This is a genomic window from Desulfobacula sp. (genome assembly GCF_021107415.1).
Window position 1 is genome coordinate 19,803 of record NZ_JAIOSW010000346.1, and the last position, 7,532, is coordinate 27,334.

Below are 7,532 nucleotides of genomic sequence, written 5' to 3' on the forward strand. Positions count from 1 at the left end.
TGCCTTTGTTTTTGATTAATATTTATCAATTTTCTTTTGAGTAGGCCGGGAGCATGATTCTGAAACTGGTTCCGCTTCCCGGTTTGCTCTCCACACTGATAGTGCCGTTATAATCCCTGACAATCCCCCGGATGATGGAAAGGCCTAAGCCAAGCCCTTCACCCATTTCCTTTGTGGTATAAAAGGACTCAAAAATACTATCCATCTGATCCGGCTCAATACCGGCGCCGTTATCAGATATAGTAACACTCACATTTTCATTGTCTGAAAAAGTCGATATAGTAATCATTCCCTTTTCAATATCTTTGCTTGTTTCTATTCTTTCATTTACCGCATCCTTGGCATTGGTGACCAGATTGAAAATCACCTGCTCCATCCTGTTGTTATGGGCCAGAACCGAGGAAACAGATTTATCCAGATTCAGTATGAGTTCAATGTTCTGCAAGGTGATCTGCCTGCCAATAATCTTGTTTACCGAATGAATGCAGTCATTAATATTGATTACCTCTCTTGAAAAGTCAGCTTTTCTGGAAAATGTTTTCAACCGCCCAACGATTTCAGCAGCCCTTGATACCTGGGTGCTGATTTCCTCTAATACCATCGTATGGTTATCTTCATTGATTTTCTTTTTTCTTTCAGTCATCATGCAAAGATACTCACTTCCCATCTTTATCGCATTCAAAGGCTGGCTGATCTCATGGGCAATCCCGGCGGACATTTTTTCCAGGTTGGTCATTTTGCTGGCCTGGATCAACTGTGAATCTTTTTCCACCAATTCGGTGATATCGGTTGCAGCCACAATGATCACATCCTCGTTCCGATACTCTGAAGGGGTTGCATGGATATTGACGAACACTGACCCGCCATCCTTTTTATAAAATTTGACCTTGGAGCTGATAACCACAGTTTCACCATCAGGATATTTATGAACAAATTTCCCGTCAGCCAGATCACCAAGGGAAAAAAGACTCATACCAAGCAAATCTTCCCTTTCATACCCGAACAGCTCCGTGACATTAGGATTGGCATCCAGGATTACAAAGGTCTTTTTATTAACAACAAATATAGGGTTAGGCCCGCTCCTGAACAGGGACCTGTATTTTTCCTGAGATTCTTTGAGCCGGTCTGTGGACAGCTTTAACTGGGATGTCATCTTGACAAATGAATTAGTCAATTGGGTAATTTCATCGTCCCTTGCACCTGTTTCAATGGCCTGCCGCTCCAGGTCATCCTTTGAAATAATATTAAAATTTCCTTTTGTGAGCTGATCTGTGTACCGGATCAGGGAAAATATGGGCTTGGTAATGTAAAGGGACAACCTGTGACTTAAAAAGAAAAATATAATAGTCACCAGTGACAGAAAACTTAAAAATACAAGCCTTAAATCAGATATGAGTTCTTCAATATGCTGCTTGTCAAGGCCTACCTGGACAGATCCGATAGTATAAATACCTTCTTCCACCGGCACCACCACATGAAAAACAGAGTGCCTGTCCACATTAATACTTTTAATATTTTCCTTTTTATAATCCTGGTCTTTTACAATTGTTTTAATATTTAAAGGGAATCCCGTGGTAAAGGTATGGGCCAGAATATTGCCCTGGTTATCACTGATAATCAGATATTTTACCATATCCTTCCGGTTTCCAAGCCTCACGTCATAGGCAAGGGCTGTTAACTCGGCCCGATTTTTTGTCAGAATATACACCCTTGAACTATCGGCAACCCCCTGGGCAATACCGATGCCCCTTTTTTTTAATTCGCTGGTCAAACTTGTAATCAAAAGAGACCGGGTAAAAAGGCCAATCAGAATACTGACCAGAATAATAAATCCCAGGCTGGAAATAAAAATCTTATTTTTCAGTGTTAATTCGTTAAAAAACTTCATTTAATCAATACCAGTTCTCCCTGTTTGATCATGGTGTAATAGACATTATCCAGCCCCTGGTAGTCATTTTTTCCAAAGGACAACGGATTTTGAATCCCTAAGTCATACTGATCTATGGATTCAATGGCCCGGATAAATTTTTCCCGGGTGATGTCTTTTCCTGCACGTTTAAGCCCCTCGGCCAGTATCCTTGCATTCAGATACCCTTCAAGACCGACAAAACTGGGCTTGCTGTCTGGATAATAGGTGTTCAGCAATGAAACATACTCTTTTACCCCGGGCAGAGGCTGGGCATTGTAATTGGGAGGAGGCACAACCTGGGTGACAATTACCCCTTCCCCATTTGCCCCAAGCCTTCTGGCAAGTTCCTTTGAACCGACAAAGGATACATTGTGGAAAAGGGGAGAAAAATTGCGTTCTTTGGCAAGGTTAATAAATTTTGCGCAGGAATCATAGGTCCCGATCATGACCACTGCCTGGGCATTGGACTGAATAATTTTTTCAAGCCCCGCCTCTACATCCAGGGTCCCCCTGACATAAGAGCCCTTTGCCACCGGTAGCAGTCCGTATTTTTTCAAAGCAATCTCAGTCCCTCTGAGCCCGTCAAATCCATACTCATCATATTGATAAAAGACCGCTACTTTATCAAAATTCTTTTTTTTGATGATCAAATCAACTGCCGCCTGGGTCTCCTGGTAATAGGATGCTCTGATATTAATCAGGTATCGATTCACGGGTTGTCTCAGGCGGTTCGCACCTGTAAACATGCCGACCAAAGGAATTCCGGCTTCATTTACCAGAGGAATAATTCTTACAGTAGTGGGAGTACCAACATAACAGAACAGGGCGAACACCCTCTTTTCCAGAATCAACTTCTGGGTATTATAAAGACACTGGGTGGGATTATACCTGTCATCCAGAGCGATAAGATTGATCTTCCTGTTATGTATCCCGCCCTTTTGATTGATATCCCGAATATAAGACATTGCCCCCTGAAGCATCTGGGTTCCCAGATACCCGGCATGGCCGCCCAGGGCAAGTGATGATCCGATCAGAATCTCATCTGATTTGATTCCGGTTCTGTTTTCCGAAAAAATGTCTGACTGCTGTGGAGGCGAACAGGCCCCTAAAAAAAATAAAAAAAAACCCCAGCAAATCAAATATATAAACCCCTTTTGTAGCCGAATCACTATTTCCCCCGACATCATTTAAATTACTAAAAACCTGAGCAAACAATAAAATAGTGCCACGCGAATGTCAAACCCTCAAACCTTTATTTACATTTGTGTTTCTTTCAAGGTTAAGGCAGTGGTGGTAATTTTTCCAAGGAGACTTGTAAATTGATAAGATAACTTGTAAAAATTTATAATGAATAAGGCCAAAGATATAAGAGATCGAACCCATCTATCCGGGACTGATGTCCAAAAACTGAACTTTGTTAATGATTCAGGCCGTTATATCTTCCGTAAATATTACCGGTCAGGTTTAAGGTCCCATATTTTTGAAATTCTTACGGCCGAAGATGTTCTAAAAGAAACTTGCGGTGAGATTATGGATGGCATACGAATATTTCCCAGGGCCAGACCGAAAAAAATATTCAGAATATTACGAAACAAATTTGAGAGCACAGAGGCGGTTTTTCGCGAAATAAAAAAATATCACCTATTGTTAAAATTTTTGGGGCCTGCGCTCATTGCAGAATCTGATGAATTTATTGTTGACTATACAGGAACAGGAACAAGCCAGATTGTCCTGTGTGGTTTGCAAGAATATATTGAAGGAGAAATACTTGACCCATGGAGATTATTTGGAGAAGGCTACTTACGGGATTTATTCACGTCTTATATATGCGGGGATTCCCAACTTCATGCATTGGTTCACAAGGCTCAGAAAAATATAGCGATGTTCGTTAAAAGGACCCGGCAGATGATCACTGATACGGGATATATCCCTGACCTTGCCGGTGTCGGCAATCTGATATTAACCCGTGATGGGGCTTTAAAACTGGTTGACATCAACAATATCGTTAAGATCAAATTTGATGATTCGATCCTTATTGATGACAAAGGATATCCTTCCTGTGATGTATCTATTGAAGTTCTGTCTATCCTTGAACAAGAAATCCTTCAAAAAGAAATCCATAAGGACGACCCGTTTTACCGACTTTTTTTGTCACCAGAAAGAAAGAAAAGAGTAAAGACTCTTGAAAAAGAATTTTACAAAAATCTATAAATTTTCGATCAGACAGTGCTTAATGGTGACATCTTTTTGATATGGTATTTAAGCCAGGCCGAGCAAAATGCCATCTCCAGCACTGCGGTCATCAGTTTGATCCACCAGACAGATGATATTCCCCAGCTAAAATAAATCGGCAGGGTAAATACGGCTATTGCAAACAAAAAATTGTCAGCCAGGGCACATACCAGTGTGGGATATGTTTTTCCTATGCCCTGGAAGACTGCTGAAACAGTCAAAATAGTGCCGACAGCCATATTAGCAAGGGAGATAATCTTAAGATAGATCACGCCATAATAGGTGACTTGTGGGTCTTGACTGAAAAGATGTATTAAAAAAGTGGGGAACATCCAGCAGAGAACGGTGCCGGCTATCATGAGCATTGAACTGATACGCCATCCAGTCCAAAATGTGGAGATAACCCTGGACTGTTTTTTTGCACCAAAATTCTGCCCTACCATGGCAGCCATGGCATCACAAATGGCTACACTGGGAAGGTATATGGCCTGGACAATACGAAATCCAATGCCAAGAGAAGCCAATGCCTGTGTGCCATATGGGCTGACCACACGATAGGTTATCAAAAGGTTGGCCGTCATCAAAAAATAAGCCACTCCGGAAGGCAGGCCTATGGCAAGGCTTTGTTTGATAACCCCTAAATTCAATGTCCAGGGTCCCTTTAAATGGATATGTTGTTTTTTAACAAAAACCAGGTAAATATAAATCACTACACCGTAAATCTGCGATATCAAAGATGCAAGGGCTGCCCCTTTTACACCCAAAGCTGGAAAACCCGCCAGGCCAAAAATCAAAACAGGGTCCAGAATAATATTTAAAACAAGGGACTGGAGTATGATCAGCATGGAAGTTTTGGTATCCCCCATACCCCGGTAGCAGGCACTGAAAACATGCATCAAGAGTAAAAACAAAAGAGATATCGAGTAGATTTGAAAGTACTCTACACCCCATTTAAGGGCCATCCCTTTGCCGCCAAAAAAACTGATATATGGGTGAGCGATTAACAAACCGGTTACAGCGGCAACACTGCCGGCAATCAGGCTTAAGATCAGGCTTTGTTTAAACACTTCTTTTGCGCGGCTAAATTTTTTAGCACCATAGGCCTGGGCAATCAGGGCCATTGCTCCGGTTCCGATAATAAAGGAAAGGCCCAAGTGCACAAAAAAGACATTACCGGAAATGGATAATGCCGCCACAGCATCGGGGCCCAGGCGACCGACAAAGTAGAGATCCGTCAGCAGGTAAAGGGTAAACATAAGCATTCCAAACATAATAGGACTGGAAAGTCTGAACAACTGCCTGGCAATTGTACCGGTTGTTAAATTTAATCTGTCAGTCATTCATTTTTTCCAAAAGCACGACAGACTCCCGGCTCCATTTTATATAAGCCTCATTCACAAGCTCACCAAAACGGATCGTCATCAGCCAATAGGGTAGACAGGGTCTATCCTTATGATCTTTTTCCATAAGAATTTTTATGGATTTAAGGTCTGCCAATTCATTCTCATGCATATTTTGAAAATGCTGAAGTTGTTTAATATTATCTATAATCGGGATCATGGGGCCAAAAAAGAGTTTGAGCAGGATCTCATGCCGTCCGATATGCTGACCAACCGGTTCCTTAAGCCATTCCATCAGTTCTTCGTGTCCTTTGCCGGTCAATTTGTAAATATGACGGTCGGGTTTTCCCATCTGCTTTTCAATTGAGCGGGTGGTTAATCCTTCGTTATTCAGACGCTTTAAGATTGGATATATCTGACCATAACTCTCTTTCCAGAAATTAGAAGTAATTTGCTCAAATTTCTTCTTAATATCATATCCGGACATGGGGCCCATGCTTAAAAGGCCCAGTATTGCATATTTGCTTTTATTTTTCTTCACAAATACCTCTGAATGATTTATGTTTAAAATTTATATATCAATCAGATATATAAATGTCAAATAAAATCTTTCTTGCCAGTTAAAATGGTTTGGCTATTGATCGCTAATAATCGGCAAAAGAAATCAGGATCCGACCCGTATCTGTTTCAAGATTGTACAGGGCATGTCTAAGGGACACCAGGGCCAAACGACTCTGTGCTGCGGTAAAGTCTCGCTGGGCTTCATTCAGACGTACCAGAGAGCCCAGTCCTGCTGCATACTCTTTTTCTACCAGATTACGATTTTGGCGAACCAGGTCAGCATTAGACCGTTGAAGAACCAGTTCCTTCCGGGCAGAGTTCAGTTTTGCCAGAGATGCACGGACCTGAGAACTTATCTTTAGCCTTACATCCTCCATTGCTTTGTTAACTTCAACCTGTTTGGCTTTTGCTTCCCTGAGCTTTGCACGGTTCGCTCCTCCGGCAAAAAAATTATATTCAAAGACCAGGGCCACAGTATGACCGAAGTCTTCATTCTCAAAACTTCCATTCCCTGCCCTGTTCCCCTCCATAGTTGCCAATAGGCTAACAGTGGGAAAAAATTTGGCACGGGCAATTTTAATTTCTGAAATGGTCTGTTTCAATGAAAATTCTTTTTGCAAAACATCCGGACGATGGGATTGTGCATAGGTGATATGGGGCTCAAGGACAGGTGAAAATAATTCCTCGGGTGTTTCATGTTCAAGCTTTGCCAGTTCAAGGTTTGCAGGAAAAACCGCTCCCGGAACCCCTAAAATAGCGGCCAATCCGAACATTGCCACTTCATAGGCTTTCTCTGCATTTATCCGTTTGGCTTTGGCCGAGTTGACCCGGACTTTAAAGTTCAGTTCATCACTCAGCGAGCCGCTTCCTACACGGCGGCGTGCTTTGGCTTCCATGAGCTGCTGCTGGTTAAAGACTTCATCCGCTTTGGCTATGGCGATGTTTTCCAAGGCCAGTTGAGCTGCAAAATAGGCTCCTGCCACTGATGATAGCAGCAAGCGTTTTAAATTTTTTTGAGCTGATTTGCTTCGGCCTTCTCCATAGCGTGCAGCAGCAGTTGAAAATTTCCCTTCAAATCCGTTGAATAGAACCCAGGTGGCTGTGAGTTCACCCTTGTAATATTCTTCCGGGTCATCAATAGCAGCGTTGGGATTGAAAAACCTGGCATTGGTCAGGTTCGTCTGATAGTCATTATCCGAAAGCGAAACCCGAGAAACCGTGGTCCTGGCGTCTATCCGAGGCCAATATGCCGAACTGGCTTGAAGCACGCGCTGCTTTGCCGGTCTGACCCGGGCCAGGCCTGCTGCAAGAGATAGGTTGCCAACAAAGGCAAGCTTTCCTGCAATTTTCAGATCTGGCTCCTTGATTATATACATGTCAAGGAATTTTTGTTTAGCTCCTTTCGCACATTTGTTAGTGCTCATCCTCAGATTTATTTGATGGATAATCTATCTAACTATTCCTTGTCATTTGCTTAATAAATCAATGAG

General features: G+C 42.3%; 6 protein-coding genes. 1 reads left to right on the forward strand and 5 read right to left on the reverse strand.

All coding sequences use genetic code 11. The features are described from left to right. Window positions 1-25 precede the first annotated feature (25 nt). Both K8S13_RS17620 and K8S13_RS17625 read right to left on the reverse strand, forming a co-directional pair. Window positions 26-1,888 carry an ATP-binding protein gene (locus tag K8S13_RS17620; RefSeq protein ID WP_291464553.1) on the reverse strand — a complete coding sequence of 621 codons (1,863 nt, stop codon included), beginning with the start codon at window positions 1,886-1,888 and terminating at the stop codon, window positions 26-28. After that, window positions 1,885-3,078: an ABC transporter substrate-binding protein gene (locus K8S13_RS17625; RefSeq protein WP_291464555.1), complete on the reverse strand. Its 1,194-nt coding sequence runs from the start codon at window positions 3,076-3,078 to the stop codon at window positions 1,885-1,887. Before K8S13_RS17625 ends, K8S13_RS17620 begins: the two co-directional genes overlap by 4 nt. Window positions 3,079-3,256: 178 nt before the next feature. Between K8S13_RS17625 and K8S13_RS17630 the strand changes: the two genes are divergently transcribed. Next, window positions 3,257-4,120 carry a hypothetical protein gene (locus K8S13_RS17630; RefSeq protein WP_291464557.1) on the forward strand — a complete coding sequence of 288 codons (864 nt, stop codon included), beginning with the start codon at window positions 3,257-3,259 and terminating at the stop codon, window positions 4,118-4,120. Between the two features lie 8 nt (window positions 4,121-4,128). Here the strand turns inward: K8S13_RS17630 and K8S13_RS17635 are convergent, their stop codons facing one another. The 3 genes from K8S13_RS17635 to K8S13_RS17645 form a co-directional block, all read right to left on the reverse strand. Then, window positions 4,129-5,481 (reverse strand): MATE family efflux transporter, encoded by a 1,353-nt coding sequence (locus K8S13_RS17635; protein ID WP_291464558.1) that lies wholly within the window; start codon window positions 5,479-5,481, stop codon window positions 4,129-4,131. Continuing rightward, complete coding sequence (locus K8S13_RS17640) at window positions 5,474-6,022, reverse strand: PadR family transcriptional regulator (RefSeq protein WP_291464559.1); 549 nt, start codon at window positions 6,020-6,022, stop codon at window positions 5,474-5,476. The genes K8S13_RS17635 and K8S13_RS17640 overlap by 8 nt, the downstream gene beginning before the upstream one ends. A 103-nt stretch (window positions 6,023-6,125) precedes the next feature. After that, a complete protein-coding gene (locus tag K8S13_RS17645) occupies window positions 6,126-7,466 on the reverse strand; it encodes a TolC family protein (RefSeq protein ID WP_291464561.1) in 1,341 nt (446 codons plus the stop codon). Window positions 7,467-7,532 lie beyond the last annotated feature (66 nt).

Coding starts and splice junctions, on each gene's coding strand:
- K8S13_RS17630 (WP_291464557.1), top strand. CDS start 3,257: ATGAATAAGGCCAAAGATATAAGAGATCGAACCCATCTATCCGGGACT.
- K8S13_RS17635 (WP_291464558.1), bottom strand. CDS start 5,481: ATGACTGACAGATTAAATTTAACAACCGGTACAATTGCCAGGCAGTTG.
- K8S13_RS17620 (WP_291464553.1), bottom strand. CDS start 1,888: ATGAAGTTTTTTAACGAATTAACACTGAAAAATAAGATTTTTATTTCC.
- K8S13_RS17645 (WP_291464561.1), bottom strand. CDS start 7,466: ATGAGCACTAACAAATGTGCGAAAGGAGCTAAACAAAAATTCCTTGAC.